20 protein-coding genes are annotated in these 25,238 nt (G+C 74.7%); 1 reads left to right on the top strand and 19 read right to left on the bottom strand.

What is annotated here, in order from left to right; translation table 11 throughout:
* Nucleotide 1: 1 nt before the first annotated feature.
* From JT723_RS13500 to JT723_RS13415, 18 genes are all read right to left on the bottom strand, one after another.
* Nucleotides 2–2,773, bottom strand: coding sequence for a DUF6519 domain-containing protein (locus JT723_RS13500; RefSeq protein ID WP_205044806.1), 2,772 nt, complete (start codon nucleotides 2,771–2,773; stop codon nucleotides 2–4).
* On the bottom strand, nucleotides 2,758–5,355 hold the full coding sequence (locus JT723_RS13495) for a phage tail protein (RefSeq protein ID WP_205044804.1): 2,598 nt from the start codon (nucleotides 5,353–5,355) through the stop codon (nucleotides 2,758–2,760). The genes JT723_RS13500 and JT723_RS13495 overlap by 16 nt, the downstream gene beginning before the upstream one ends.
* Nucleotides 5,352–7,889 (bottom strand): baseplate J/gp47 family protein, encoded by a 2,538-nt coding sequence (locus JT723_RS36130; RefSeq protein ID WP_205044803.1) that lies wholly within the window; start codon nucleotides 7,887–7,889, stop codon nucleotides 5,352–5,354. The genes JT723_RS13495 and JT723_RS36130 overlap by 4 nt, the downstream gene beginning before the upstream one ends.
* Nucleotides 7,886–10,363, bottom strand: a complete 2,478-nt coding sequence (locus JT723_RS13485; protein ID WP_205044802.1) for a baseplate J/gp47 family protein — start codon at nucleotides 10,361–10,363, stop codon at nucleotides 7,886–7,888. The genes JT723_RS36130 and JT723_RS13485 overlap by 4 nt, the downstream gene beginning before the upstream one ends.
* Before the next feature lies 1 nt (nucleotide 10,364).
* Entirely contained in the window at nucleotides 10,365–10,760 is a 396-nt protein-coding gene (locus tag JT723_RS13480; RefSeq protein ID WP_205044801.1) for a GPW/gp25 family protein, read from the bottom strand.
* A gap of 5 nt (nucleotides 10,761–10,765) precedes the next feature.
* Nucleotides 10,766–11,092, bottom strand: coding sequence for a hypothetical protein (locus JT723_RS13475; RefSeq protein WP_205044800.1), 327 nt, complete (start codon nucleotides 11,090–11,092; stop codon nucleotides 10,766–10,768).
* 1 nt (nucleotide 11,093) lies between these two features.
* Nucleotides 11,094–11,615 carry a phage baseplate assembly protein V gene (locus JT723_RS13470; RefSeq protein WP_205044799.1) on the bottom strand — a complete coding sequence of 174 codons (522 nt, stop codon included), beginning with the start codon at nucleotides 11,613–11,615 and terminating at the stop codon, nucleotides 11,094–11,096.
* A gap of 58 nt (nucleotides 11,616–11,673) precedes the next feature.
* Nucleotides 11,674–12,798, bottom strand: a complete 1,125-nt coding sequence (locus JT723_RS13465) for a type VI secretion system Vgr family protein (RefSeq protein ID WP_205044798.1) — start codon at nucleotides 12,796–12,798, stop codon at nucleotides 11,674–11,676.
* A 15-nt stretch (nucleotides 12,799–12,813) separates the two neighbouring features.
* Nucleotides 12,814–13,089 (bottom strand): hypothetical protein, encoded by a 276-nt coding sequence (locus JT723_RS13460; RefSeq protein ID WP_205044797.1) that lies wholly within the window; start codon nucleotides 13,087–13,089, stop codon nucleotides 12,814–12,816.
* Between the two features lie 134 nt (nucleotides 13,090–13,223).
* Nucleotides 13,224–13,925, bottom strand: coding sequence for a hypothetical protein (locus tag JT723_RS13455; RefSeq protein WP_205044796.1), 702 nt, complete (start codon nucleotides 13,923–13,925; stop codon nucleotides 13,224–13,226).
* Nucleotides 13,925–14,236 carry a hypothetical protein gene (locus tag JT723_RS13450; RefSeq protein ID WP_205044795.1) on the bottom strand — a complete coding sequence of 104 codons (312 nt, stop codon included), beginning with the start codon at nucleotides 14,234–14,236 and terminating at the stop codon, nucleotides 13,925–13,927. The genes JT723_RS13455 and JT723_RS13450 overlap by 1 nt, the downstream gene beginning before the upstream one ends.
* A complete protein-coding gene (locus JT723_RS36125; RefSeq protein ID WP_251513574.1) occupies nucleotides 14,233–16,212 on the bottom strand; it encodes an ATP-binding protein in 1,980 nt (659 codons plus the stop codon). The genes JT723_RS13450 and JT723_RS36125 overlap by 4 nt, the downstream gene beginning before the upstream one ends.
* Nucleotides 16,209–17,447, bottom strand: coding sequence for a Pvc16 family protein (locus tag JT723_RS13440; RefSeq protein ID WP_205044794.1), 1,239 nt, complete (start codon nucleotides 17,445–17,447; stop codon nucleotides 16,209–16,211). The genes JT723_RS36125 and JT723_RS13440 overlap by 4 nt, the downstream gene beginning before the upstream one ends.
* A 4-nt stretch (nucleotides 17,448–17,451) precedes the next feature.
* On the bottom strand, nucleotides 17,452–18,300 hold the full coding sequence (locus tag JT723_RS13435) for a hypothetical protein (RefSeq protein ID WP_205044793.1): 849 nt from the start codon (nucleotides 18,298–18,300) through the stop codon (nucleotides 17,452–17,454).
* Entirely contained in the window at nucleotides 18,293–19,240 is a 948-nt protein-coding gene (locus JT723_RS13430; RefSeq protein ID WP_205044792.1) for a hypothetical protein, read from the bottom strand. The genes JT723_RS13435 and JT723_RS13430 overlap by 8 nt, the downstream gene beginning before the upstream one ends.
* 4 nt (nucleotides 19,241–19,244) lie before the next feature.
* Complete coding sequence (locus JT723_RS13425; protein ID WP_205044791.1) at nucleotides 19,245–19,754, bottom strand: phage tail protein; 510 nt, start codon at nucleotides 19,752–19,754, stop codon at nucleotides 19,245–19,247.
* Nucleotides 19,755–19,763: 9 nt separating this feature from the next.
* Entirely contained in the window at nucleotides 19,764–21,428 is a 1,665-nt protein-coding gene (locus tag JT723_RS13420) for a phage tail sheath family protein (protein ID WP_205044790.1), read from the bottom strand.
* A 30-nt stretch (nucleotides 21,429–21,458) separates the two neighbouring features.
* Nucleotides 21,459–22,328, bottom strand: coding sequence for a hypothetical protein (locus JT723_RS13415; RefSeq protein ID WP_205044789.1), 870 nt, complete (start codon nucleotides 22,326–22,328; stop codon nucleotides 21,459–21,461).
* Between the two features lie 206 nt (nucleotides 22,329–22,534).
* Between JT723_RS13415 and JT723_RS13410 the strand changes: the two genes are divergently transcribed.
* Nucleotides 22,535–23,788, top strand: a complete 1,254-nt coding sequence (locus tag JT723_RS13410) for a DUF4192 domain-containing protein (protein ID WP_205044788.1) — start codon at nucleotides 22,535–22,537, stop codon at nucleotides 23,786–23,788.
* On the opposite strand, the gene JT723_RS13405 is transcribed toward JT723_RS13410, so the two are convergent.
* Nucleotides 23,700–25,010 carry an alpha/beta fold hydrolase gene (locus JT723_RS13405; RefSeq protein ID WP_205044787.1) on the bottom strand — a complete coding sequence of 437 codons (1,311 nt, stop codon included), beginning with the start codon at nucleotides 25,008–25,010 and terminating at the stop codon, nucleotides 23,700–23,702. The genes JT723_RS13410 and JT723_RS13405 overlap by 89 nt on opposite strands.
* Nucleotides 25,011–25,238 lie beyond the last annotated feature (228 nt).

The following is a 25,238-nucleotide window of genomic DNA, read 5'->3' as shown; positions in this document are numbered from 1 at the left end:
CTCACGGGATGACGGTGTTGAGCGGCAGCCACGTGTCGAACGGGGAGGTGAGCGGGCGGTCCGGGAGGGCGGGCCGGCCGGTCAGGACGTTGCCGGTCACCGCCGTCCGGTCGTCGCGGCTCAGCACGGTCAGGCTGTTCGCGGCGGCCCCCTCGCCGTCCGTGAACCGGTTGGCGACCATGTTGCCGGTGACGGTGGACACCGGCACCTGCAGAACCCCCGCGACCGGCCCGTTCCAGCAGGCGGTCAGCTCGTTGCCGTACAGGGTGAGCATCTGCACACCGACGTCGTCCTCGGTCTGCTGGGGCGGCTGGCCCCAGACCACCACGGCGGGGCCGCAGATCCGGTCCTCCTCGTCCTCGCAGGCCGCGCAGTCGACGCGGTTGTCGCGCAGCACGACGGACGGCTCCAGCCACGGCGGCGCAGGCGGCTCGGGCTGCGTGAACAGGTCGGGCGCCGGGTAGGCGCGGGCCGCGGTGAGCAGGTCGCCGAGCAAGGTGTCCGGACCGCCGGCGAGCAGCTGCCCGCGCACCTCGATCCCCAGCTCCGCCGCCACCTCCTTGAGCTGCTCGGCTTCCTCGTCCAGGGTGCTTGTGAGGGGCGGCGGGAGCAGCCAGACACCGCCGAAGCAGCCGCGTACGCGGTTGTCCTCGATCCGCTGGTCGCCGCCGCGGGCGACGCTGGCCGCGACCCCCACAGAGAGCCCGCGGAAGACGTTGTCGCGCAGCAGCATGTCGAAGAGCCGGGAGACCGGCGTCTGCGGGTCCTCGTCCGGGACGGTCGTCACCAGCAGCCCGGCCAGCAGCTGGCTGCTCCGCGGCGGGACGCCCGTTCCCGCCGGCTGCCCCCGGCGCAGCTGCCGCTCGAAGCGGCACCCGGTCACCTCAAGGCCGCGGCAGTCGCCGCAGGCGAAGACGCCCGCGCCGAACATCTGGTGCTCGGGCAGCTCGGGGAAGCCGAAGGTGCACGCGGTGACCTCCAGCCCCGAGCACCCCGCCACGCGCACCCCGACCGAGCGGACCGAGTCCGCCAGCACGTCCGGGCCTTCCCCGGCAGGCGGCACGCGGGGCAGCTGGAAGTCGATCCCGCTGATCCGCAGATCCTCGGTCCCCACCACGGTGACCAGCCCCTGCGCGAAGCGGCCGTCGTCCGGCTCGCCGCGGACGGCCAGCACCGCGCCCTCGCCGCAGCCCTCCAGGTGCAGCCGGTCGTGCCGCCCCGTCAGCACCAGCGGCTGGTCCAGCTCGTAGCGGCCGGGCCGCAGGCAGACGGTCACCCGCGTGGCCCGCTCGTCGCCCCGGTGCTCCTGCACCGCCCGGTCGACGATGTCCTGCAGGCCGCTTCCGCCGGCGTCGTCCGGTGTGGCCACCGCCGTGCAGCAGCCCTGGTCGCCCGTGGGTTCCGGCTGGGTGCAGGGCTCGATGCCGGTCAGCGGCACGAACTGCCGGCGGCAGTCGTCCAGCACCCGGAAGGCGCCGAAGGGCCAGCCGATCACCGCCAGCGGTGCCGCCCACAGGCGCGGTCCGTCAGGCGGCTGTGCGGTACGCAGCAGCCGCGCGGGCAGCACCGTGTCCGGGGTGGCCGGGCGGACGGAGAAGCTCCAGTGGTCGCCCGGGTGCAGCGGGCCGCCGCCGTCGGCGGTCACCCGTACGCGCAGGCCCGTGCCCGGCAGCGGCACCGCCTCGCCCTGGGCGACACCGTCCAGCCGACCCTCCCAGACCCGCAGGTACAGCTGCGGGGTCGCCGCCGGGTCCAGGCAGTACGCCGGGAGCGGCCCCGGCAGGACGACGGTCCTGGTGTCCGGGTCGTACGGCGCCGCCAGCACCGCGCTCACCCCGGTCCGTGCCGCCGCCCAGCCTTCCACCTCGCCGTCCGCCGCCGCCAGCTCGGCCGCCGCCCGCAGGACCTGCACGGCCTGGCCCGCGCGCGGCTGGTGGTGGGTGTCCACCGGGCTGCGGTCCAGCGTCACTTCGCGGCCGCCGGCCGTTGCGGGCGTCACCCGGTAGAGGAAGGAGGCGTTGTCGTAGCCCCAGAGCAGGGCGAAGCGACCTGTCTCCGGGTCCACGCCGTCGACCTGCACGCGGATCGTCTGGTTGTCCGCGCCGAGGAATCCGGTGGCGCTGCCCGGCTCGCAGGGGTCGGGTTCCGCGTCGGGGGCGTCCGGCTCGACCAGCAGCCTGGCGGTCGATTCCAGCCGCATGGTCGCCGGGTCGAGGGCCAGGCCCTCGGCCGCCCACTGCTGCTGCGCGCTGCGCAGGGCGCCCGCGCAGCCCGAGGTGTCGGTGTCCACCCGGCGCACCCGCTGGACGGTACGCAGCCGGGCCGCGCCGTCCGGGCCGCCCAGCGCCGGTTCGCGCAGCGCCGGGTCCTCGGTCGCGGTGACCTCGTACTCGGCCAGTTCCAGCACCACCAGCTCGCGCCCGCCCGGAACCGTCAATGGCACGGGGGCGAACCGCGGGTCGCCGTCGGCGTCCCGCCAGTCCGGCTGGGCGCCGTAGCGCAGCGGCCGGTCGAGCCGGACCCGTACGCCGCCCACGTACATCGTGCCCGCGCCGATCAGCAGGTCGTAACCGCCGCCCGCGGCCACGGCGTAGCCGTCGTCGGGCGTGCCGGCCGCGCCGACGGTGTCCAGCAGGTCGCGCACCCGCTCCCGGGCGGCGATCGCGCCCTGCTCGTTGGTCTCCGCGTCGAGCGAGACCCGGCCCTGCTGCGCCACCACACCGGTGTAGCGCCGGCCCGGGTCGTAGGAGGTACGTGTCACATCGGTGGCCATGCTCTGCCTCTCAGGGTCTGCCCGTCGGCGTCCGGCGCGGGCATGGGGACGAGGACCGGGGTGAGGCCGACGGGCAGGTACTCCCGGTACTTGATCAGCAAGGAGCGCTCCTTGACCGCGCTGCCGACCCGGCAGAAGGCGCCCATCTCCGAGCCCTCCCGGCTGCCGGAGCGGATGGCGGGCCGCCCCGCACCGTCGGCGGAGACGACCAGGGCGTCGGCGTTGTCGGCCAGTTGCGCGTAACCGGCCTCGCCGAAGCGGCGGCTGGCGAAGAGCGGGGCGCCGGGGGCGATCTCGACGCTCTCATAGCGGCGCGGCAGCGTACTGCCGCTGGACCAGGCGCTGAAGCGTACGCAGCCGCTCTGCGGGTCGGCGACCCGCACGGGGCCGTCCAGGATCGACTCGCTCGCCTCCAGCCGGTGCAGGTGGCCCGCGCCGATCACCGTGCAGCGCTCGACGCAGGCCACGCCGTCGCCGAACGCGAGCGCGGCATCGAGGAGTTCGAGCGGGAAGGCGGCCGCCAGCAGGGCGCGGTTGAGCCGGAAGAGGTCGGCGCCCGCAGGTCCCGCCCCGGCCGCCGCGGCCAGCGACGCGGGGACGGCGCGGCCGGCGAAGCGCACGGCGTCCCAGATCGGCGCGGCGAGCACATGGTTCAGTGCGGCGACCACCGCGGCGAGGTCGTCTGCCGCGACGGCCGCGCCGTCTTCGTGGGCGTCCACGACGGCCGCCGCAGGACCCAACCGCCCGTGCAGCCACGCGGTCAGCGCGTCGCGCCGGTCGCGCAGCAGCCGCAGCAGGCCGTCCGGATCGAAGACCGCCTCGGGGCGCAGGGCGCCGCCCGTGTCGCTCGGCACCGCCTGGATCACGGAGTCGGCCGCGCACAGCGTCTCGACCGTTCCGCCGCCGCGCTCGCGCAGCGGGCCGGTCACGCAGCGGTCGAGCGTCAGCCTCCGTACCGTGCCCTCGACCCAGACCCGGCCGGCCCGCAGGTCACGCCCGTCCGCACTCGGCTGCCACATGGTCGGGGGCTCGCACAGCTCGCCGCCCGTTCCCGGGTCGACGGTGCAGCACGCCAGGGCGACGTCGGCGAAACCGCCGCGCAGCACGATGTCCTGGCCCGACAGCAGCAGGCCTTCGAGCCGCAGCCGGGCCGACGGTTCCGCACCCGGCGGGCTGCCGTGGAAGACCCAGGGACCACCGCTGTCGTCCAGCCGCACCACCGCGCGTACCGCGCCCGCCGCCCGTACCACCACGTCGGCCAGCGGTGCGTCGGCCGAGCCGACGTCGGCCACGGCGGTGCTGGTCAGCCCGTCGGTGACGACCACCGTGCCGGTGCCGTCCAGGTCCGCAAGCGCCGCCCGCAGCGCGCCCGCCGCACCGCCCGCCACCTCGGCGACCGGCAGCGGGTCGGCCACCGGCGGCACACCGAGCACGCGGCGGTCGTACGGGCCCGCGCCGATCCGCGAGAACAGGCCGTAGTGGTAGCCCACTTCGACCTCGCCGGCCTCGGGACCCACCGCGAAACGCCCGACCTGCGGCCATACCTCCACCTGGCCCTGCGGCAGCAGGCCGCCACCGGCAGAGCGCCGTACCGCGAGCGAACCCGGCCAGAAAGTGCCGGCGTCCAGAGGCGCAGAGCCACTCCCTGCGGCGTCCGGCGGTGAACTGCGGCCCGCGGCCCGGTACATCTCCTCGGTCAGCGGCCCCGGGACCTGCCAGGCGGCCAGTGGCGTCCAGCGTTCGCCGAAACCGGTCGCCGGGCGGTCGCCCGCCTGCCACAGGGCGATCCGGCGACCCGTCGGGTCGAAGCAGTAGTGCCCGGGGCAGCCGGCCACCGGCACCGGTGTGGCCCGGTCCACCGCGAGTACGGCTCCCCGCCACAGGAACACCCCGACCTCGGGAATGCCGTACCGCCCGAGCGCGCCCTTGCCGCGCCGCACGTCGGCGCTGTGGTGGAACTCGTCGAAGGGGCCGCCGCTCTGGCGGGCGCCGACCACACTGCGCAGGTCGGCGAAGCCCCCCTGCGGAGTGCCGGTGAGCGCGCCGACCAGGCCGCTCACCTCCTGCAGCCGGCGCACGGCCGGCGGGTCGGCGTCGTCGGCGGGCCGGCCGATCTCCGGGTCGAGCGAATGCCGGGTGCGGCCCAGGACCCGGAAGAACTCCACCACCCGGCATTCCCAGCCGGTCACGTCGGCGGCGAGCTGTTCGAGCAGGCCGACGGTGCCCTTGCGCCGGCGGTAGTCGATGGTGTTGGCCACGTCCAGCCGCCGGCCGCGCGCGTCCATCGACGCCACCAGGCTGGTGCCGAGCAGGTCGGCCAGATACGGCAGCACCCAGTCGTCGCAGGTCTCGACCGACTGGTTCTCCCAGAGCCGGTCAAGGCCGCGGCGCAGCACCGCCACCTGGCAGGCGATCCGGTCCAGCAGCTCGCGCAGCGGCCCCGGCAGGTCCGGGTCCGCGCTGTCGGCCGCCCGGTGCACCGCGGGCAGCAGCGCCCACAGCTTCGCCGCGGCGGCCTCCTCGAAACCGTCGGCCACCGGCAGGTCCTGGCCCGCGGCCTCCGCGGTTCCGGTCGCGCTCATCGGTCCTCCTCCGCTTTCACTGTCAGCCGGTCGGCCGCCAGGTCGAAAAAGGCACCCTCGCCGGGCGCGAACCGCGTCCCGCCCGCCGGCCCCGCACTCCCCGCGGTGCCGTGGGCCGTCCGCAGCCGCAGCCCGTGCACCGCGAGCACACCCGGCACCGTGCAGCACTCCTCGATCCGGCTGCGGTACAGCACCTCGCCGAGCCCGAGCACACCCGGCGCGAACAGTCCGCCCGGCGGATCGAGCAGCGCCGAGCGCAGCCGGGACAGCACCGGGTCCGCCTCGTACGCCGGGTCCAGCCGCAGACCGAGGCGCAGGCGCACCGCCCGGCGGACCGCGGGCAGCACGGTCAGCGGCCGGTTCGGGTCGGCGGCGGCACGCAGCGCGGCACGGGCCGAGGCGAGAGCGGCGTCGTCGTCACCGACGAACACCCGCACCAGGGCGCGCTGCTGGAGCGGGTCCCAGGACCAGGTGGCAGCCGCGCGGGTCACCCCGGGCGCCCGGGCGGCGACCGCCTCGTAGTCGTCCCCTGAGACGGCCCGTCCGAAGGTCAGGACCGACCGCGGCCCGTCCACGCGGACCCGGTCCGGCGGGTCGGCGTCGCAACCGCCGCCCGGCGGCACGGGATTGCGTACGGCGACGAGGTTGTCCACCGGCGTGCGGATCTGCGTGAGCGACCCGGCGGGCGGTACGGCGGCGCCGGCGCCCACCCGGTAGGTCGCGGTGACGACCGCGCCCGTACGCAGGCGTGCCCCGTGCACCCCGTCGCCGGTCATGACGTGGGTGCGGCCCTGCTCGTCCTCCCGGGTGACGAAGACCCGCTCGCCGGGTCCCCTGCCGTACAGCATCGGCACTTCCGTCCAGCGGACCCCGTCCACCGCCAGCTCGACCGTGCTGGAGTAGCCCTCGCCCGAGCGGGACCCGCCGGGCAGGTACGTCACGGGGCTGCGCTGCAGGACGAAGTCCTGTTCCGCCAGGCCCGCGTCGCCGACCCCGACGACCTCGGCGGGCACGGTGGCGCCCCTGCTGACCGGGAAGAGGTCCCACAGCAGCCGCAGCGGCGGGACGAGCGTGCCGCCCGCCTGTGCGCCCGTGCCCGCCGCGCCCACCGGGCCGAGCGCGACCCGGCTGCTGCCGGACTCGGGCGTCGCCACCACTGCCGCGCCGTTCCCCCGGGCGTCCTCCAGCAGCGCGGGCCGCGGGCGGCCGGGCGCCGCGGCGGGTGCGGCGGCAAGGGTGACGGCCGCGGGCGCGGCGGCCAGGGCGGCGACGGGCGTGTCCAGCAGTGCCCCGACCGGCGACCACGCGGAACGCACCGTCAGCGCCGGATTGCTGCTGCCGTAGACGGCGCTCGGGTCCGTACCGTCGGAGGTGACGGTGAGCCGGGCGACCACCAGCGGGATCGGGGGAGTCCCGGCGCCCGGCGGCGCCGGCGGATCCGCGGCCGTGCCGTTGGCGATCCAGACGACTTCCTCGTAGGTGTCCAGGCGCAGCATCGTCGCGCCCTTGTCGGGGGTGTCGACGAGGAGCGGTTCGCCCGCGCGCAGCGCCCGCGCGGTGCCGTCCAGCACCAGCTTCCACTGGTCGGGGCCGGGCGTGCCCGCGGGCTTGCCGATCACCGGCGCACCGGCCGGCATGGTGGCCAGGTGGTGGACCGAGGTGTGCCGCAGCAGGCGGTAGCCGGCGGCCTCGGCAGTGGCCGGGACTCCGCTCGTACCGCTCAGCACCACACGGGTGTTGACCCGCCGGTGCGGGTCCCTTTCCTGGAGCAGCGCCGTCACGGTGACGACCGCGGCCCCGGAGTTCTTCTTCGGCGCCCAGTCGCGCGGGAGCAGCAGCAGCCGGTCGCCGACCGCGACAGCCGACGGCCTGCCCTTGACCAGGACGCCGCCGCGCACCAGCAGCCGTCCCTGCGCGGGCGGTTCCGCGGCACCCGGCGGTGCGCCCGGTGGCGGGCCGCCGTCGCCGGCAGCGGTGTCCCCGGTGAGCGGGGCCGGCACACTGGTCGGCTCGGCGAAGGTGACCGCGGCGCCCAGCTCGTACGTCTGCGGGTCGATGCCCGGCACGGCCTTGGACAGCACCGCGAATCCGGCGGGGAGCGCAACAGGCCCCGGCCTGCCCGCGAGCGCCGCCAGCACACCGGTGGCGCCGATCGCCGGGCGCGGCCGGTGGCCGAGCAGCGACACCAGGCGGTTGACGTGCTCGGGCAGCTCCGCGGTGCGCAGGTAGGAGGAGTTGGCGATCCGCTCGGAGTAGAAGTCCAGCACCTCGGCGACGTACGCCCACCAGTCCACCACCTGCGTCGCGAAGTCGCCCGCCGCCCCCGGCTGCCAGGCGGCCAGCTCCCGTTCGCCCGCGCGCGGATGCAGCATCGCCCGCCGGAAGGAGGCGAAGTCCCCCAGGCGGTACGACAGCGCGGGCAGCCCGGCCGGGTTCACGACCGGCCGGGGGCAGCCCGCGGAAGGCCGGCAGCGGCAGCCGGCCTGGTCCCCGCCCGTACGGGCCTCGCACGCGCAGCGTCCTTCGCGGCTCACCTGCCCCCCTCCACGACGATCCGCAGCGAACCGCGCGCGGGCGCGGCCGGGTCGCCGTCCACCCGGACGATCTCGTCGCCGCCCACCGCCACGGCGGGCGGCATGGGTACGAAGCCGGGCGTGTGACCGCGCCTGCGGTAGCGGACCGAGACCACCCCGCCGACCCCCGCGGCGCGCTGCGCGGCGACCTCGACGGCGCTTCGCTCCAGCGGTGCGCCGAACCGGAACCTGCCCGGCGCGAAGAAGGCCGGCTGACCGTCGGCCCGCGCCCCTGTGCCCAGTTCCGCCGCGACGGCCGCCGCGACCTCACCGCGGAAGGCCCAGGGCTGCGCGCAGACCGTCACGACCAGGTCCAGGTCGGCGTGACGCGGCTGCGGCCCGTACACCTCGTAGCCCGCGGTGCGCCGCCGGTTCAGCAGTGCCAGCAGCCCGGCGCGCTCGGCCGGTCCCGCGGCCTGCGCGCGGCGCGGCTGCGCCGTGGTGAAGACGGTCAGCCAGCTGCCCGTCCAGCGGAAGTCCGTACCCGCGTCCAGCACCCAGTCCAGCTCCTCGGCCGCCGCGTCGTAGTCCTCGGGCCGTACCGCACGCAACTGCCGTGCGCGGAAGGCGTACGGGGCGAGCCTGCGCACGTCGTCGAGCGGCTCGGCATCGGCGGCGCCCGTGGCGGGGAAGGGGTTGGTCGCGGAGAGCAGCACCCCGGCCATCGCCGGGTCGACTCCCGTGACCGTGTCGGCCGCGAGGGCACCGCGCGCCCCGTCGCTGACCCGGTAGGTCACCTCGAAGACCGTTCCCGGCGCGGGCCGTTCGCCGAAGACGCCGTCACCCAGCCGTACGGTGTCCGCGTCGTCGCCGTCGTACTCCCACAGCGGCGCGCCGCCGCCCTGGTACGCGATGCCGGTGCGCAGGTCGGTGTAGCGGACGGGGTCCACGGTGAAGGCGGGCTCGAAGGGCGCCGCGTCCAGCAGCCGGCGCCGCCAGCGCCATGTACGGCCCGGTCCGCCGTCGGAGGCCGTCTCCCGCAGGTGAATCTCCGGCAGTGGCCGCGGCTCGTCCGTAGCCGTCGCCTTCGCCGTGCTCGGGTCGGTGAGCCAGGCGAGCCGGCCGCGGGTGAGGGTGCAGGAGTGGACGAGCCGCGGGTCGGCGCACGACGCGTTCGGCCCGGTCCTGGCCACCGCCGCCGCCGTGCCCGCAGGGACCGCAGGGACCGCGCCGTCCGGCCCGGCGATCGCGAAGCGCTCGGTGTGCCTGCGCCCCTCCGTCGCGGGCAGCAGGTTCCCCGCCAGGTGGGTACGGGCCAGGTCGTGGTCGTACGCCAGCGCCTCCTGCGGCGACCAGCACAGCAGGGTGACGGGCGAGCCGAGCAGCGGGTCGGTCTGCTCCACCGCCTGGGTCAGGTGCACGACTTCGCGCACCGGCGGGTCGTACGTCTGCTCGCCCGCGGTGTCGACGAGCAGGGCCGTGCCCGGGGCGCCCGTACGGCTGTCGGCGACCGGGAAGCCGAAGCCGTGCCCTTCGACCCACATCGACGTGGAGCCCGCGGGCAGGCAGCGGTCGCCGTCGTCCCACAGGTAGGGGCGGATGTTCCAGTCGTCCTTGGTGCGGTCGCGGGCGTTCCACCGCCGGTCGACGGTCAGCGGGGTGTCGTCGAGTGCTCCGGTCTGCGCGTCGACCATGCCCTCGCCCAGCTCGAACCAGACCGCTCCGCCGTCCGGGGCCGTCGCCGAGAGCAGGGTGCCCGCGGGCAGCGGGCCGGACGCGACGTCCACCTGCACCAGTACGCGTGCGCTGGTCGCGGGCCGGGGCTCGTAGTCGACCAGGCGGGCGTGCCTGACCACGGAGCGGCGCTGCGTCGCCGTCGGCAGCGTCGCCTCCGCGGCGATCCGGTCCTGCAGATAGCTCAGGTCGTCGCCGGTCGCCGCGAGCAGTTCCAGCAGCGTCATGCCCAGGTCGGCGGCCGAGCGCTCCACCCAGCCCGGGTGGGCTGCCGCGCTGTGTTCGAGGAGCGCCTGCTTCAGGCTCAGGAAGTCCTTGGCGAGGTAGTCGACGGGCGGCTGCGGCGGCTCCGCCTCGGCAGGGCACGGCTGCGGAGCGCAGCGGCAGTCCAGCTCCGAGGGGCAGCGGGCCTTGAAGCTGAAGGCGGCCTCTGCGTAATAGGGGTCGAGCGCGGGGGAGGCGATGCGGAGCCGGTAGGTGGAGAAGTCCCCGGGGAAGGCCGTGCGCAGGCGCAGCAGCGGGCGGCCGGCGTCGTCGGTGGACCAGTCGGACGGCCCGCCGGCGGGTCTCGCGACGGGCACGGTGGGTACGCTCTCCCCGCCCGTGATCGTCACCGCCGTCGCCCCGGCCAGCGTGCCCGCCACCGGGACCGTGGTGAGGAAGTGCACGACCAGGGCGGTCTGCGTGTCGTCGGCGATCTCCACGAAGTCGATCCCGTTGAGCGTGCCGTGGGCCAGCAGCGCGGCGAGCCGGTCGGCCATGTCAGGGCACCTTCACGTCGAGGCGGCGCGGGCCGCCCGTGTCCACCAGCACGTACTCCAGCGAGACCAGCAGCTCGCCCTCGGCCAGGCCGAGGGAGGCGTCAGCACTCGCCCCGGCCTGCACGGCCACGCCCGTCAGCTGCACCTGGTCGGCGAGCCAGCTCTGCACCCCGTGCGTGACCTGCATGCGCACCGTCGCCTCCAGCGCCTCGGACTGCGGGGCGAAGACCAGCCGGCGCAGCCCGCAGCCGAATTCGGGCAGGCACACCCGCTCGCCCGGGTCGGTCAGCAGCAGTTGCCGCAGCAACTGGTCGACATGCGCCGGATAGTCGGCCGACTGCGGCCGGTGGGAGCCCGCGATGACGCGGAAGGGGAAGGCGGGATCGTCGCGCCGCATGCCGCTCACAGCCCCTCGACGGCGGTGTCGGCCGCATGGATCAGCACACTGCCCTGCACCGCGCCGTCCGCCGCGAGGCAGAAGCCGACGCTGTCGAACGTCAGCGCGGCGGCCGCGGTGGAACTGCTGCGCGTCGCGGGGGCCTGCCATGAGATCAGCACGCACGGATGCAGTACGACCGGTGTGAAGGCGCACCCCGACACCAGGAAGGTGTCCGTGGCCAGCACCACCGGCGCATTGCCGAGCCGGACCCTCCCCAGCGACGGGATCGCACTGACCTGCCCGCCGTGCGGGCAGGTCAGCACGGAGTCCGTGGTCAGCAGGCCGCCCAACTCAGCTCACCTCCATGGCACCGTCGTTGAAGCTCACCGACGAGTCGCTCAGCACGACCTTCTGCGACCCCCGCGCCTGGGTGACGCCGGACGCGTCCAGGCTGACGGTGTTGTCGTTCGCGTCGGCCAGCGTCACCTCGGCCGAGTCGTCGTCGAACAGCAGCCGGTGCGGTGCGCCGGTGACGATCCCGCGCACCGCGGGCGAGGCGTCCGCCGGCAGCTCGCCCGACCGCCAGAAGCAGCCCACCCAGACCGGCAGCGAGACGTCCCCGCCCTCGAACTCGATCCACACCGCCGCCCCGACGTCGGGCACGAAGAACATCCCGACGTCGGGACCGGCGTACGGCACGCAGGGCAGGCACCAGCCGGTCGGGGTCGCGCCGAGCACCGCGGGCACGGTCGCCCTGATCCGCAGGGTGGCCGCGTCCACCTCGGTCACCGTGCCGCGGTATTTGCCGTAGAAGCGGTTCCGCAGCGCGTCGGCGAGGTCCTGCAGCAGCTCGCGGTCCATGGGGAAGCTCATGGCGCCACCTGCCGTGCCGGGCGCGCGGACCGTGCCGGGCGCGCGGACCGCTTCGCGCTCACAGAGCCACCGCCGCGAGGAGGCCGCCGCCGGAGGGTGCGGGCGCGCCGATCGCGTTGCCCGCAAGGGTGAAGGCCATCGTGTGGTTCTGCGCCGAGATCGCGTGCCGCACACCGGTGACCAGGTAGCGGCCCGACAGCAGCGAGCCGACCCCGGCCACCCCGACCACCTGCCCGACCCGCAGCACCCACTTGAGCCTGGCCATGTCCGCCACCCCTTCGCAGCCGGTGAACCAGCCCGCCTCGCGCAGCAGCGCCCGCGCCCGCCCCGGCAGTTGCGCGTCGTCGCCCGGTGCGGTCAGCAGCACCTTGGTCTCCCGGCCCGCGAAAGCGCGCAGGCCGCGCGGCCCGAGCAGCGGCAGGCCGCTGTCTGCGGTGTCCGCCACCACCCCGCCCGGGTCGGGGTCGGCAAGTGCCGCCTGCCGGGCGGCCACACTGGTCGGGCGGGAGGCGTCCCAGTGGAAGTCCAGCGCGGCGACCTGGGCGAGCCGCGGGTCGTTGAGATGGATCGTGGCCACCGGGTCGCCCGACAGGTCGGGCACCGCGAAGTAGCCGGTGTACTTCCCCGGTTCGCCGCCGCAGACCACCCGGCACCAGCGGCCGGAACGGCGGGCGAGGCGGCGCAGGAAGTCCAGGTCGCAGCCGCGCTGCATCAGCGTGTGGCCGTCCTCGGTGTGCGCGGGCGAGTCGTCCTTGGTGTTCTCCGGCGCCGACGTGAAGTCGTAGGTGTCGAAGACCTGCCCGGCCACAGCTCCGTCCGTCATGCCCCGCCACTCCCGTACGTGCTCCTCACGGCGCATCAGCACCGAGGCGTCCTGCGCCCAGATTTCGACGGAGGAGGACGTGACGCCCGCGTGCAGCTGCACCTTGTGGGACAGGACGTAGCCGTCGAAGATGCACTGCGGCGGCGCGTCGTCCGGGGTCGCCACGACCGCCACGTTGGCGAACGGCCCGAGCCGGTCCTCGGCGACGCGGGTCAGCTCCCCCTTGTCCGCGGTGACCGGCAGCACCAGGCGCAGGGCGTCGGGCAGCAGCGCGTTCTCCTCGACCTCCAGCGTCGAGACCGCGTCGTAGAAGGCCGCGTCGACCGCGGTGCCGTTGAGGAAGAGCTGGTAGGTGGACATCCGTGCGGCCCTGCCTCAGACCGCTCGGGGCACGGCGACCAGGGGGCGGGCGGCCAGCGCGTCGAGCACCATCGAGGCGTTGGCGAAGCCGAACGCCCACGAGGCGGTCGGGTCCCCCAGGAAGTGCGCGGCGAGCAGGTCGAGCCGCTCGCCGTCGGCACGCCGCTGCCAGCCCAGTACGGCGGGCGCGGTCGGCGGCAGCGGCAGCCGGGTCGCGGTGACCACGGCCCCGCCGGGGCGGGTGACCTGGTACGTGCCCGCGTCCGCGTAGCGGCTTCCGGGGTGGAACATGGACTCCTCCTTTGCGGTGTCCCAGCGGGCCTGGGGCTTTCCGCTTCCTTTTCGGTGCGGTTCCGGCGTCGTCCGGCGTCTGCGCGGCTCGTGTCCGGGCTCGGTGTCGCGTCTGGCGCGGCTTGTGTCCGGGTTCAGTGCGGCACCATCCCGATCACCGACTCGGTGGCGTTGGCGAGGTTGGCGAGGGCGAGGACCTCGCGCAGGCTGTCGGTGTAGACGTCCGCCGCGTTGGCGACCGCCGCCAGCGGGCCGCCGCCGATCCCGGTGACGTCGGCGCCGGTGAGCACCTGCAGGCCGAGCTGCGCCTCGGCATGGGTGGGGTTCAGCAGCGGGTCGTAGAGCCGCTCGGTGATGGTCAGCGTCGTCACACGGACCGGCACGACCCGGCCGGGTCCCCAGACGAAGAGCACGACCGGCAGCCGGTTGGCCGGCACTTCGGCGGCCGGTTCCTTCTTCTTGCCGAGGCCTGCCAGCCCCGCGGTCACCGTGCCGACCAGCGTGCCGCCCTTGGTCGCGGCCGGGCGGACCAGCATCTCCAGGGCGGCCAGCCTGGTGGCGACCCCGCTGACCTTCGCCAGCGTCCCCGAGACCTTCTTGCCGTCCGCGATGGAGTCGTTGGAGTCCATCGCGAGGGTGAAGCCGAACGCCTCGCCGGGCAGGCCCGTCACCGCCAGCGGATTGCCCTTGACCTGACCGCCGGCGGGGGAGACCGGCTGCTGGGTCCAGGTGTGGGTCATCGTCTCGGGGTTGTACTGGAAGACGATGATGTTGGGCAGCGGGATCAGGGCGGTGGGCGTGAAGGCGATGAGCGCGCCCCGCAGATACGTCGCCATCAGACCGGCTCCTTCAGCAGCGCGTCCAGCACGGCTCGGGCGATCGGCCCGGCCAGGTCCGTCCCGCCCGCGCGCGGCTGCGGTACGTCCACGCCGACGCGGTCCGTCCGTCCGGTGGCGCGGGGCTGCCGCCCGGTCGCGCCATGGCGCAGCGCCTCGGCGACGAGCACGGCGAGCTGCCGGGCGTCCTGCTCGCTCATCCAGGGCACGTCCAGGGTGAGCCGGCCGATCGACAGCCGGGGGCCGGCCGGACCCCGGCCTGCGGCAGGTGTCGGCTGCGGCTGCTCGGCCACGCTTTCGCTTCCCCTCATCGCGCCACCTCCGCCGGTCCGGTCAGCAGCACCGTCGCCTGTCCGGTACGCGCCGGCGCCGGAGATTCCGTCCGCAGCACCGCTCCGCGCTTGGCCAACTCCCGGCGGGCGGCGTCCAGGAGGTGGCCGGTGGTGATCAACCGGCCCTGGCCGCGCGCGAGAAAGGCCGCCGACAGCGCGACCGACTTGATCTCCGCGCCGGTGAGGTCGAGTTCCGCCGCCAGCCAGGCCCGGTCCACGTCCTCGCTGACCGGCACCCCGCCCGCTCCGAAGGCGGGCACCGCCGAGTCCCACAGCCGCAGCCGCTCTTCGGGCGAGGGCGGGAGGAAGTCCACCACCACCCGGATCCGGCGCAGGAAGGCCGGGTCGAGGTCGCTCTTGCGGTTGGTGGTCAGGACGGCGACGCCGTCGAAGGACTCCATGCGCTGCAGCAGGTAGTCGATCTCGATGTTGGCGAAGCGGTCGTGGGCGTCGCGCACCCGGGTGCGCTGCCCGAAGAGGGCGTCGGCCTCGTCGAAGAGCAGCAGCACGTCGCAGCGCTCGCACTCGTCGAAGACCTGCGCGAGGCGCTTCTCGGTCTCACCGATGTACTTGTTGACCACCTCGGCGAGGTCCACCCGGAAGAGATCGAGGCCCAGCGAACGCGCCAGCACCTGGGACGCCATGGTCTTGCCCGTGCCGCTCGGCCCCGCCAGCAGGGCGGTGGTGCCGCGGCTGCCGGGTGTCAGGCGGCCGAACCCCCACTCGTCCAGCACCCCGTCGGCCATCCGCACCTGGTTCTCGATGCCCTTGAGCTGTTCGAGTACCGGCTCGGCGACGACCAGGTCCTCCCAGCCGTAGGGGCAGTGCACCGGGTTGAGCAGCGTCGTGGAGACGGCCCCGAGGCGGCGCCTGACCACGGCGGTGACGGCCCGCGGCCCGGCAGGCACCGCCGCGGCGGCCGCCCGCACCTCGCCGGGCGTCATGGTCCACTCCCTCACGGCGGCGGGGGCGGGCAGGTCGGTGTCCCGCGACCAGAGCAGCAGCCGGGACCGCCGGTCCAGTCCGGGCAGCCGCCAGGTGAGCCGGACCGGCGGCCCGTCGCAGCCGGCCCGCACCCCCGTGGCCCGCAGCAGCAGGCGTACGGCCGCTGCTCCGGCTTCCGCTTCCGCCTCTGCTTCGGGGGCTTCCAGCGGTACGGCGTCCAGCAGCCTGGCCGTGCGCAGCGCCCGTACGCCGAGGCCGGGGTCGGTCACCAGCAGCGGGCGGAGGCCGAGGTCCCGGCACAGCTGGGCCAGCAGGGTGCGCCGCCCGCTGCCGCGCGGGCCGGTCAACTCCAGCTCGACGCCGCACCCTTGACCGGTCAGGGCGAGTGCGGCGGCACGCAGCTCGTCCAGCAGCTCGGGGAAGAGGCAGTGTGCCTCGGGCTCCCCCGGCAGGTCGAGGCCGCCCCAGAAGCGCCACCAGTCCTGCGTGCCGCACAGATACCCGACCACGTCAGGGTCGACGCCCCACGGGCAGGCCGCGGCCCAGGGCTGCGCGCCCGCCGGTGCGGCCAGCAGCCAGCGGACGGCGGCGCCCGCGGGACCCGGCTGGGTGCCGGGCGGCCACCGCCAGAGCAGCGCAGCCGCCGCGGGCGTGACCGCCCCTGGGCGCAGGTCGTCGCCCAGGTACCCCAGCAGCCGCTCCCAGCGCGGATCGACCTGTACGGCCGCGAGCAGCGCCACCCACTCGCACTCCCGGTCGCCGAGACCGCACTCGCGCACCAGCCGGCCGAAGGCGGGGTCGGCGAGTGCGGCCGCGCGGGCGGCGGCGAGCACGTCGGCGTCCCGGCCGGTCCCGGCGGGCCAGGGCGTGTCGGCGGTGATGTCGTCGATCTGCGCGTGCACCCCGCCCGAGCCGCCGCGCCAGGCGGAGCGCGCCTCCTCGACCCGGGTCCTAGCGGCGAGGCGGACCCAGCGCAGCCAGGCCGGGGTGGGGGGCGCGACGGCGGTCACGGCTGCACCGCCCAGAGCCCGGGGTCCGCCTCGACCCCGGCCGCGCGGAGCCTGACCGGGTGCCGTCCCTGCGCAAGTCCCGCGGGGGCACGCAGGGTCAGCGCGGCGCCGTCGAGCTGCCACTGCCCCGGGGCTGGGGCGGACCCGACGCGTTCGAGCACCGTCCGCCCGAGCAGCACTTCGGCGCCCGCTGGCACGTTCAGCGCCCGCAGCGCGTACAGGCCGCCCGCGGGCTCCACCAGCGGCCCGCCCGCCGGGTCGAGCCAGGGCGCGATCAGCAGCGGTACGGCGGGTGTCCGCCCGTCCCGCGCGCCTTGCCGACCGACCCGCAGCCCGTAGCGCCCGGGCGGCGGGCAGGCGGCGGGGGGACGCAGCAGGAAGGGTGCGACGCCCGCGCCGGCCGGCGGCGATGCGGGGTGCGGCACCTTCCATGCCGCGTCCAACTCCGTTTCGGTCTCGCTGCCGTCGTCCTGCGGCGTCACCAGGTAGACAGCGTCGTCCTCCGCGAGGCCGCGCCCGTGCAGGGTGACCAGCTGTCCGGGTCCCGCGGTCGCGGGCGTCCGGTCGAATTCGCGCGAGCTTCCGTCCTGGGTGCTGTACGTGACGCGGCGGCTGGTCCCGTCGAGCCGGGGCGCCGACGGGTCGGCGGGGTCGGCGACCAGTTGCCAGCCCGTGACGGGCGGCTGCGGCTCCGCCTGCCGGTCGGGCGTCAGGAGCGCGACGCTCACCCGGTATTGCGCGGTCATCCGCAAGGGGCCGCCGAGAGCCTGCCACAGCCGGCTCAACTCGTCCCAGCTCGGCGCCTCCATCCCCACCGTCATCTCGCTGACGGCCTGCCCCGTCGCCGTCGGCGCGGTCAGCCGGATCGTGGCGTTGTCGTGCAGGGCGCGCAGCGCGACACTCATCACCTGCTGCTCCTGGACGTAACTGCCCTGCGACTGCGCCGACACCAGGAAGCGCAGGTCCAGGCACAGCGGCTCGTACGAGACCGGCTGGTGGCGCCCGCCGCCCGCGGGCCGGTCCGTCAGCGACGCCTGGTTCCAGAACGAGTTCTTCAGGAACCTGTTCTCGGCGATGTGGAAGAGGAAGAGGTTCAGGTCGCAGTCGTTGCCGGTGGGCGGCTGCTGCGGGTGCTGGCCCGACACCCCGACGGAGAAGCCGGTCAGGGGGCTGGCCTGCAGCGCCTCGATGAGGATCCGGCGCAGCGCGTCGGTCACCACGGACAGGTCGTACACGGCGTCACCCCTGTCCCAGACCGAAGGTGGCGGCGGGCCGGTACAGCCGCTGCTGCCCTGCCGTGCCCCGCACGGGCGCGGACGGACCCGGCGCCGGTGCCGGTACGGGTGTCGGCACGGGCGCCGCGACGCGGACCTCGACGGTGCCGATGTGCACGGCAGGACCTGGCGTCCTGGTCACCGCCGGCCTGCCGGGCGGCACTTCGGGGAGCCGGGGCAGCACCGCGCGTACGTGCCCCGCGGCGGTCGGTCCTGCGGTGGCGGGAGTGCCGCCGGAGCGCTTCTTTCCGGTCTTTCCGGCCGGAGGGGGTGCCGCGGAAGCTGCCGGGGCGCTGCGGGCGCCGGTCTGCTGGTGCGGCGACGCCGGTACGGGTGGCGCCGCGGGCGCGGGGCGGGGCCGCTCCTGTGCCGGAAGCGCCATGGGCGGGGCGGGCGTCGGCGGCGGCGACGCCGGTGCGGGGATCAGCGGAGTCGAGGCCGCCCGGGGTGCGCCGGGGGCCTCCGGCCGGGTGGTTTGCGGGGTCGGCGGGGCGGCCGGCCGCGGGGTGCGGTCCGCCGGCACCGCCGGGGCCGGCGGGCTGACGGCTGGCGCCGCCCGGTGTGCGGAGGTCCTGCCGGTGTCAGCGGGCATCGGGGCCGCCGCGGCTCGTCGGCTCTCACCCGGCTTCGGCCCGGCGGGTGCGGGCCCGGTCCCGGCCCGGCGCGGACCCGCGGGCGTGCGGGTGGGCGAGAACCCGGTCCGTACCGGCGTGTTGGCGGCGCCCCAGGCCGGACGGTAGGGCGCCCTGGCCCGCCGCTCCGGGGCGGCCTGCCGGGTCAGGCCGCTGAGGTATCCGCTGCCGCGCTCAGACATCGATCAGCTCCTGGGCGGTGTCGGCGGACCAGGACGCGCGGACGCGCTCGGCGTAGCTTGCCCGGCGGCGGCTGGTCATCCCGAGGATGTCCCGCTCGCTCCAGTGGTAGGCCGAGGCCAGCAGGTGCACCTCGTCGAGCACGCCGCCGGCCAGGAACACCAGCTCCTCCAGGCACAGTTCCCTGACGTCCACGTCCAGGCCGACCGTGGCCCCGCACTCCGGGCAGGTGCCCTGGACCTCGCTGCGCAGGGTGGGCGCCAGCGCCGCCATGGCCCGTTCGGCCGCGCGGAGCGGCCCCGCCGAGCGGTCGCCGCGCACGCAGGCTTCGACCAGTGCCCGGCGGCCGTCCCCTCCCGTGCCCGCGGCGAGCACGTCGCCCGCGGTGGGCAGCCGGAAGCAGGTCCGCGCGCTCCGCAGCCGCCACCAGCCGGACTCCTCGGCGGGTACCGCGGCGCGTGTGGTCCGGGGGCGGTGGTGGCCGGCGTAGTCGGCCAGCCCGAAGTCGATGTCGATCCGCGCCGCGCAGCGCAGGCAGGCGGCTTCTGCCACCAGCCGGTCGCCAAGACGCTCCCGGCGCAGGTCGGCCACCAAGGCGTCCACGTCGCCGACGGGCAGCGCCCACGCGTCGAAGGGCTCGCCGCCGCCCTCCTGGGTCTTTCCGGCGCCACTGGCGGCCGGCCCCGCCAACCCGCCGCCCGCCGCGGTGCGTTCCCCGGCCTCCGCTGCCGCCGCCGGACCGTTCGTCACCTGGCCGCTCATTGCCGGGCCGTGCGAGACGCGGTCGCCCCATGCGCCGTCCGCGGATCCCGCGACCGCCCGCCGGCCGATCAGGGCCACGGCGACGGCCAGCCCTGACCCGCCCTCGACGAGCAGCAGGTCGTCGTGGCCCGTGGCCTCGCGCCAGCGGATGCGGCGGCCGGTGATCGGGGTGAGCGGCATGGCGTCAGAACTCCTTGACCTCGGTCAGCGTCCTGTCGTGCTCCCAGCCCTCGTGCTCGATCTTGATGTGCTCGATCGCGACCGCGTTGGTTCCGGCGTCCAGGTCCGGCAGCGCCTGGAATTCCGAGACCCAGGCCCGGTGGATGAGGTAGCGGTGGACGGGCTGGCCCTGCTCGTTGAGCAGTTCGATCCGCACTTCCTTGCGCAGTTGGTCCAGCGAGGCCACCGGGGCGCCCTTGTCCAGCCGCTGCCCGGCGTTGGCCCACGTCTCCAGCTCGTCGTCGAAGGTGACGCCGCGTTCGATGGTGATCGGGTCGTACTTGTGACGACCCAAGCCCTTGCGGATGATCGGGTAGCCGCCCTCCTTGTACTCGATGACGTCGGCCGAGCGCTTGATCGCGCCGACCTTGCTGACACCGGCCACCGGTGCGGTGCTGGTGCCGAGGTACACCAGGAAGCGGTAGGTCTTGTACGGGTCGAACCGGTTGACGTTGACGGTGAAGGGCTTGGACACCTGGCTCTCCTAGGACTGGGGCTGGCCGGCCAGCTGGGCCAGCTTGAGGACCACGAACTCGGCCGGCTTCAGCGGCGCCCACGCGAGCACGATGTTGACCACGCCGTTCGCCTGGTCGTCCGGGGTCGTCGTGGTGGCGTCGCAGCGCACCTGGAAGGCCTGGCTGGGCGTCCGGCCCTGGAAGGCGCCCTGGTTGAACAGCCCGAGCATGAAGTTCTCCACCGTGGTGCGGATCGCCACCCACAGCGGTTCGTCGTTGGGCTCGAAGATCACCCAGGTGAGGCCGGCGGCGAGGGACTGCTCCAGGAAGAGGGCGGTCCGCCGCACCGGCACGTACCGGTACTGCTGGAAGGCGGGATTGGCGGCCACCAGGGTGCGGGCGCCGAAGACGACGGTGCCGACGCCGGGGAAGCTGCGCAGGCAGTTGACCCCGATCGGGTTGAGCGTCCCGTGCCGGGCGTCGCTGAGCAGCCCGGAAGCGACCACACCGGTGGCACCGGCGATCACCGTCTCGAGCCCGGCCGGCGCCTTCCACACACCGCGGTTGGCGTCCTCGCGGGCGTACATCCCGGCGACGAACCCGGACGGTGAGACGGTGACCGGGTCGCCCGAGTCCGGGTCGGTGGAGCGCAGTCGGGGGAAGTACAGCGCGCCGTTCTGGCTCTTGGGGATCGACCGGCCGACCACCGCGTCGCTCATCACCTCGCCGATGAGCGGCGGGTACGGCGGTACCGCGTTCGGCACGATGTAGCCGCCGGGGTCCGCGACGGTGTCGGCGGGCGCGTCCAGGATCACAAAGGCCCGTTTGCGCTCGGCGAAGGCCAGGGCGGCGGAGACCACCGCGTTGTCCCAGATCCCCGGTGTCAGCAGCAGGTTGAAGACCGGGACCTTGTCCAGCGGCCGGTCCGCGCCGAAGACGTCGGTGAAGTCACCCGCGTTGTACGTGGTGAAGGGCGTGGTCGGGACCCCGGAGCCGAGCGGTGTCGGGGCGATCGCCGCCGGCCAGGCCGACGGGTAGGAGGTGCCCGGGGCGACCGTGACCAGTTGCGAGACGGGGTTGTCAGCAGTGCCGATCCGCGCCTCCGGCCCGTTGGCAGCGTCCTCAGGGGGAGGGCTGATCCTGACCCGCCGGTAGGTCTCGGTCCGTGAGCCGTAGCTGATCACGATGTCGGCCAGGTCCTTCGTGGCCGATGCGGCCGGTGTGGACTCCTGCGAGGCGGCGAGGTTGGTCACGGCCACCGTCAACCGGTGTGCGCCGTCGACCGGTTCACGGCCGACGAAGGTGATGCCCGCGCCTGCGTTCGCCCCGCTTGCCGTCCCGCCGAGAGTGAGCGCCGGCGGGACGAGTTCGGCTGTCGTCTTGCCGGAGAGCTGCCGGGTGCCGGGCCGCAGGGCGACCACGTAGGCGATGGAGCCGCCGTTGAGGAAGAAGTCGTAGACGGCCCGCCCCACGTCGTCGGCCAGCCAGTCGGTGCTGAACAGGCCGCCGAACTCCCGCTCGTAGTCCGTGAAGGAGAAGATCTGCACGGCCTGGCCGTAGTTGGCCGGCCGGGTCTTGAACGGGTGGGTGTAGCCGACGAAGACCGTCACGGACGTGGGCGCGGCAGCGATGGTGTGGGAGGTGCTGGGCACCTCCTCGACGTAGACGCCCGGATAGGTGGGGGTGACTGGCATGAGCGGATTCCCTCGGCTCGGCGGGCGGTGTCAGCTGGTGTAGGCGGTGCCGGTGGCCGCGATCCCGGTCGCGCCGCCGGAGAGTGCGATGGGGGCGGTGAGCGTGTCGGCGGGCATCGCCAAACCACCGGGCGGCGCCTGGGCCGTGACGATCGACGCGGCCGTTGTGTCGAGTGCGCCGAGCGCCCCGAGGGTGGTCGAGACCTCCCCCGAGGTGTACTCGGCCGTCAGCGAGTACTTCTTCGCCTCGGCGTCGACGGTGACGGTGACCTTGACGCCGGGGTCCGGCAGTCCCTCGCGAACGACCAGGGTGAAGTAGTCGGTGGTGCCGTCAGCACCCTTGACCTTGACGGGAGCTGCGGCGGTGACGGTGAAGGGCGCACCGCTCTTCGGCAGGCCATCCCCCGCGGCGGCGCTGCCCTCCTTGATCTGCACCAGCCCGCTGCCTGCTCTGTCCTTGCTGCCCGCGGCTGGTTTGTCGACACCGATGCGGGCCACCGCGTCCGCCGCGCTGGACAGTCCGGGGTATTCGTCCTTCTCACTCACCGTCAGCGTCAGCCCGGCGTGCAGCGGAAGGGAGGGGTCCGGCTCCGGGTCCTCGACTCTGGTGACCGCGACGGTGATGCCGTTGCCCTCGGGTCCCGCGCAGGCCGCTGTGAAGACGATCGCCGGCGACTTCGCGGCGACCGCAGACGCGGCCAGTTCGCCCGAACTCCAGGCGTCCCGCGCCAGCGCCAGCAGGGCGCGGCGGTCGGTCTCGGAGAAGGACGCGCTCCACGTCGCGTCGACTTCGAGGCCCGTGTCCCCCAGGACCAGGGCCTGCAGCGGGACGAAGCCCTGCGCCCCGTGGGCGTCGGTGAACACCAGTGGCCGCCTGCCGACGACCTTGCTCTCTGCCATGCCCGCTCCCTGCTCGACGTCGGATTCCGTGATCCGCGGTCAGTCGCGCATCGTGCCGTACGACCGTCACCGCACTGTCACCATACCGTCACGCAGCGTGCGGAGTTCGGGTCGAGTCCTCGACCTGTGGATAACTCTGAGCGAAGTTATCCACAGGTTTTGAGGGGGTCTGGTGCGAAGTGCCTCGGCTGCGGCAAGCTCGATTCATGACACAGAGCAACCGAACTCAGCACGGAGAGTCACTCTCGGACGCAGGTGAGATCAAGGTCGTCCTGCGCGGCCCCGAAGACCTCGCGCGCAGCCTTCCGTTCTTGATGGGCTACCACCCCACCGACTCGGTCGTCTTGCTGGCGCTGCACGGCGAGCAAGGGCGCTTCGGCGGCAGACTGCGAGTGGGGCTGCCCGACGGGCAGCACGATCCCACCCGGTGGCCCGACCTCGCCCGGCAGTTGGCTGACTGCCTGGTCACCGGCAGCCTGCGGCGCGGCAGTCGGCCGACCGCGATCGTCGCCTTCCTCTGCCAGGACCCGCGCGCGGGCGAGCGGCCCTCGGAGGTGATGCGGCGCCTGCGGCCGCTGGCCCAGCAACTCCGCATCGCCTGCGGTGAGATGGACGTCCCGGTGATCGAGGCGTTGTGCGTCTCCGGGGGCCGGTGGTGGTCGTACTGCCGACCGGACAGCGCCACCGGGGCGCCCGACGAAGGCGTCCGGGTCGCCGAACCTGCCGGATCCGCCATCGCCGCCACGGCCGCCTACTCCGGCATCCCGATGCCCGTCTCGCTGCGTGACCTGGAGTCCCGGCTGCGGCCGGTCGAGCCGCCGGTCCTGGAGCACGAGACGGCACTCGACCTGGCCTGCGCACGGCTCGTACCGCGCATGCTCGACCGGAATGCCGGGGCGTGGGTCGCGGACCACACGGTCGAGCTGGCCGGCAGCGCACTGGACGCCTTCCTCGCCGCACCGCCGCTCAACGACCCCGTGCGGTCCGACAGAAGGGACGACGCGCTGCTCGACGACAAGGACGCCGCCGAGATGATCCTCGGCTTCCAGGACCACGCGGCGCGCGACCGCGTCGTGGAGTGGGCGGACCCGCTCAGGGCCGGTGCCGCACTGCGGCTGTGGCGGGCGCTCGCCAGGCGCTGCGCGGGACCGTACGCGGAGCATGCGGCGGCACCTCTCGCCCTGGTGGGGTGGGTGGCCTGGTGCCTGGGCGACGACGCGGAGGCACGCGTCGCCCTGTCCACGGCCCTGGACCTCGAACCGCACTGCACCTTCGCCCGCCTGCTGCAGCACGCCGTCAGCCAGGGGCTGGACCCCGACGTGGTGCGGCGCTCCCTGCGCAGCAGCCGCCGCAGAAGGGTGCTGGAGGCGTCTACAGTTCGCCGCGGACCAGACGGAGGAGCCGGTCGAGGACCCGGCCGCCGCTCACCCGGAGGCCGTCGTGCTCGTATTCGTCGGTGACCCAGGTCCGCAGGCCGCCGATCGCCTTCGCGGTCTCCAGCGAGTGCGCCGTGTCGACGTACATGTCGTCGTGGTAGACGGCGGCCGCGACGGGCACCTTGTTCCCCGCCAGCCGGTCCGGGTCGTAGAGGTCGGGCCACTGCTCGCGCTGCGCCAGCAGTTCGGCCGTCTCGCGCAGTGGTGCAAGCGCCGGATCGGTCTCGAACATCCACGGGTGGATCGTCTCCCCGGTGAAGAGCACCGGTCCGTCGCCCTCCAGCGCGGCGTCCGCGTCGAAGGCGGGGAATTCGGCCCGCACGGTCTCGGCCGCCCAACGGGTCCCGAGCCCGGAGGCCGACTGCTGAGCGTAGATCGCCTCGTGCAGCAGCGCGTAGAGCGGGGCTCCGGCGAAGGACAGGAATCCCTGGACCTGGGAGAGGAAGGAGTCGGACAGGACAGGTCCGGCAGAGCCGCCGACGAAGGCGTCCTCGACGAGGTAGTGCAGGGTGTGCGAACCGGTGCCGGAGCCGAGCATCAAGCCGAGCGCCTGGAAGGCGCGCAGGGTGAGCACCCCGCCGCCCGGCAGTTCGGCCGGGTTGTCCCGCAGGTGGCGGGCGATGGTGCGGACCGTTTCGACGTCGTCGGGGTAACGGGCGTAGTGGGCCGCGTTCTTGCGCTGGATGCGCGGGTAGGCGGCGCGGTAGACCTCCTCGGCAGGCGTCCGCAGCCCCGGCAGGCCCCCGGTGACCAGCACCTCGTCGAGGGCTTCCGGGGCGGAGGACAGGTAGTGGACGGCGCAGAAGCCGCCGAAGCTCTGGCCCAGGACACTCCACGTCGCGTCCTCGCCGAGCAGCCGGCGCCGGACCGCCTCGCAGTCCCGCACGATCGAGTCGGCCCGGAAATGGGCGAGGTAGTCCGCCTGCGCCGCGGCGCCGCCCCGGGCGGGCAGCGTCTGGCGGTTGGCGGGAGTGGACAGCCCGGTGCCGCGCTGGTCCAGCAGCAGCACGCGGTAGTCCTCCAGGGCGCGGGCCAGCCACCCGTCGCTGCCCAGCGGGCGCGGGCTGCGATTGCCGGGGCCGCCCTGGAGGAAGAGCAGCCACGGCAGCCGGTCGGCGCCCTTCTTGGCCGCCACCACCTCCCGCACGAAGACCTCGATGTGCTCTCCGCCGGGCTCCGCATGGTCGAGCGGCACCTGGATCCGGTGGTCGGTGAGGATGGTGCCGGGCTGGCGGTGGACGGGCATGCTGCGTCTTCCTCTTCTGTGCGGCTGCGCGCCCTCCTGGTGCGGGGCGAGCGGTATCCCTCGTCCAGGAACGGTAGACGGCCCGTGACCTGCGTGCTCGGCGGGCCGTTCTTCAGGAGTGCAGTACTCAGCGCGACAGCAGAAGCGCCCGCACCCGTACGCGGTCGGCGGGCACGCCCACCGGCGGAGCCCGGCCGTGGCGGGCGGAAAGCGGTGACGGCGCCACCG

It is taken from the genome of Actinacidiphila bryophytorum, assembly GCF_016916835.1.
In the GTDB taxonomy this organism is placed as follows: Bacteria; Actinomycetota; Actinomycetes; order Streptomycetales; family Streptomycetaceae; genus Actinacidiphila; species Actinacidiphila bryophytorum.
The sequence above is the reverse complement of the archived record's forward strand: the minus strand, read 5'-3'. Positions and strand labels throughout refer to the sequence as shown.

Coding starts and splice junctions, on each gene's coding strand:
- JT723_RS13500 (WP_205044806.1), bottom strand. CDS start 2,773: ATGGCCACCGATGTGACACGTACCTCCTACGACCCGGGCCGGCGCTAC.
- JT723_RS13495 (WP_205044804.1), bottom strand. CDS start 5,355: ATGAGCGCGACCGGAACCGCGGAGGCCGCGGGCCAGGACCTGCCGGTG.
- JT723_RS13485 (WP_205044802.1), bottom strand. CDS start 10,363: ATGGCCGACCGGCTCGCCGCGCTGCTGGCCCACGGCACGCTCAACGGG.
- JT723_RS13480 (WP_205044801.1), bottom strand. CDS start 10,760: ATGCGGCGCGACGATCCCGCCTTCCCCTTCCGCGTCATCGCGGGCTCC.
- JT723_RS13470 (WP_205044799.1), bottom strand. CDS start 11,615: ATGAGCTTCCCCATGGACCGCGAGCTGCTGCAGGACCTCGCCGACGCG.
- JT723_RS13465 (WP_205044798.1), bottom strand. CDS start 12,798: ATGTCCACCTACCAGCTCTTCCTCAACGGCACCGCGGTCGACGCGGCC.
- JT723_RS13460 (WP_205044797.1), bottom strand. CDS start 13,089: ATGTTCCACCCCGGAAGCCGCTACGCGGACGCGGGCACGTACCAGGTC.
- JT723_RS13455 (WP_205044796.1), bottom strand. CDS start 13,925: ATGGCGACGTATCTGCGGGGCGCGCTCATCGCCTTCACGCCCACCGCC.
- JT723_RS13450 (WP_205044795.1), bottom strand. CDS start 14,236: ATGAGGGGAAGCGAAAGCGTGGCCGAGCAGCCGCAGCCGACACCTGCC.
- JT723_RS13435 (WP_205044793.1), bottom strand. CDS start 18,300: ATGTCTGAGCGCGGCAGCGGATACCTCAGCGGCCTGACCCGGCAGGCC.
- JT723_RS13430 (WP_205044792.1), bottom strand. CDS start 19,240: ATGCCGCTCACCCCGATCACCGGCCGCCGCATCCGCTGGCGCGAGGCC.
- JT723_RS13420 (WP_205044790.1), bottom strand. CDS start 21,428: ATGCCAGTCACCCCCACCTATCCGGGCGTCTACGTCGAGGAGGTGCCC.
- JT723_RS13415 (WP_205044789.1), bottom strand. CDS start 22,328: ATGGCAGAGAGCAAGGTCGTCGGCAGGCGGCCACTGGTGTTCACCGAC.
- JT723_RS13410 (WP_205044788.1), top strand. CDS start 22,535: ATGACACAGAGCAACCGAACTCAGCACGGAGAGTCACTCTCGGACGCA.
- JT723_RS13405 (WP_205044787.1), bottom strand. CDS start 25,010: ATGCCCGTCCACCGCCAGCCCGGCACCATCCTCACCGACCACCGGATC.